A 1,749-nucleotide genomic window follows, 5' to 3' on the forward strand; every position below is an offset into this window, starting at 1 on the left:
TGGTTACAAGTTTGAGGCTATAATTAAAACAAAGATCAACCAAGTCTTTCCGCTGTGAGAAAAGCGCCTGAAACTCTTTAGTTTCAGGCGCTCGGAAGATTTGAGACTTTAGGCTCAAATCTTAGGTATGGAATTCCGAAGGAAGTCGCTACCGTCCGCACTCGCTTAAGGAAAGACTTTGGATAACTTTGTCTTCAGTCTCAGGGAACGAAGTTCCCAACTTTCGTTCAGTCCGAGGGAGTAAAAGAGAGGGTGAGGTTGGGAAGCTGTAGATGAAGAAAGCGGAACATTCGTCAAATAGCCGTATTTTTAGCCGACTCTTGAGCCTGTTCCAGCCTCATCTACGACCTCAAAGAGTTCTTTTTTCTTTTCTTTCCTGCCACCAGTCGCCTAGCTCAACCAGGCTCTGGGCCGCTGCAGGAATGAGCAGGAGCACATAGATATAAACGTACTGGCTCTTGGTTTCCCAGAAGAAGTGAAAGAGTCCGCCGCCCAAGAGAAAGATAAAAGGATAAAGGTCAAAGGGCCGCAGTCTTTCCTCGGCAATGAAATATTTGCGGAGGACAAAACCGCAGGACAGCAGGTAAATAGCGGCCAGCAAAATGAGCAGCAGGAAATTGACCAGCTGATAGCCAGCCCTTTCTTCATAAATGCTGCGCAGTACAGCCGGCTTCATATACTGTTGGCGTTCGATCTGCGGTCCTGTCCAGACGGACTGGAAGGTCGGCTCGGTCCAAGTGGACTTGACCTTTTCGTAGAAAAACTTGAGAGCGTAGCCGGGATTCTTGATGAAGTGAATGAGAAGGTCTTTCAAATCACGGGTGGCCATCTCCCTCGCTTGTTTTTCATTGTATTGGTTGCGCTTGAGAATCTTCGTATTGTAGGCATCATACCAGCCGCCCAAGGTCTGGCGGTTGGGGTCATCGCGCAGGCCCATGGTGATATAGGCGATTTTTGGAGTCCCCTCTCCGATAGACTGTCCGATTAGATTTTCATAATAGCCGGTCAGAAACTTGCCGGGAAAGACAATGCCAGCCGCAATCAGAACGATGGCCAGCGGCTTTTTCCAGGCCCATTTATAAAAAGCAGACAGCAGGCAGACCCCCATCAGCATGAGGGCAAAAATCATGTAGTTATTCCGCAGCAGACAGGCCATACCGATGCTGGCCGCTCCCAAGAGGGCGTAGAGCAGACGGCCCTTTTGCTCCAGCTGGATAAAGGCATAAAGGCTGAGCAGGCAGAAAAACAGGCCGGGAATCGTACCGTAAACAAAGAGAACGAAAAAAAGCTGGGGCAGAAAGAGAAAGGTCAGGAGAATAGTGTATTTCTGGATAATTTCCTTAGCAGTCAGCAGAGCCGTGATCTTATAAATCAGAAAATTGCTGAGCAGCGTCCATAGGATATTCATGACAAAGGCGAACTGAGTCGTCGGAGAAATGTAGGCATAGAGCCGCTCCAGCGTCATGAGACCCAGCTGATGCGGGTTGCGGTACAGATAGCTGCCGACAGTCGTCAGCGAGCTGTAGTCGCCCTGATTAAAGGCTATTGCTGCATAAAAGACATGTCTGGCATCAGCCCGGATTCTTCCGCTGTAGGAGGTGATCAGGAAAATAGCTGCTGCAAGAAAGAGCAGGCTCAGTCCTAGAAAAAGGTGTTTGCCTGAAAGCTTTTCCAGCAGAGGCCGGATCAGAAAGAGGCCCAGCAGAAAGAGCAGCAGGAGCGGATAAAAGTACCAGGGATTGCTGACAA

1 protein-coding gene is annotated in these 1,749 nt (G+C 49.3%); it reads right to left on the minus strand.

Features of this window, described 5'->3' with window-relative positions:
• Window positions 1-349: 349 nt before the first annotated feature.
• Window positions 350-1,749 (minus strand): glycosyltransferase family protein (locus STRDD11_RS03935; RefSeq protein ID WP_128836277.1); only part of this gene is annotated, 1,400 nt, incomplete at its 5' end.

This window comes from Streptococcus sp. DD11, from assembly GCF_001578865.1.
GTDB lineage: Bacteria > Bacillota > Bacilli > Lactobacillales > Streptococcaceae > Streptococcus > Streptococcus panodentis.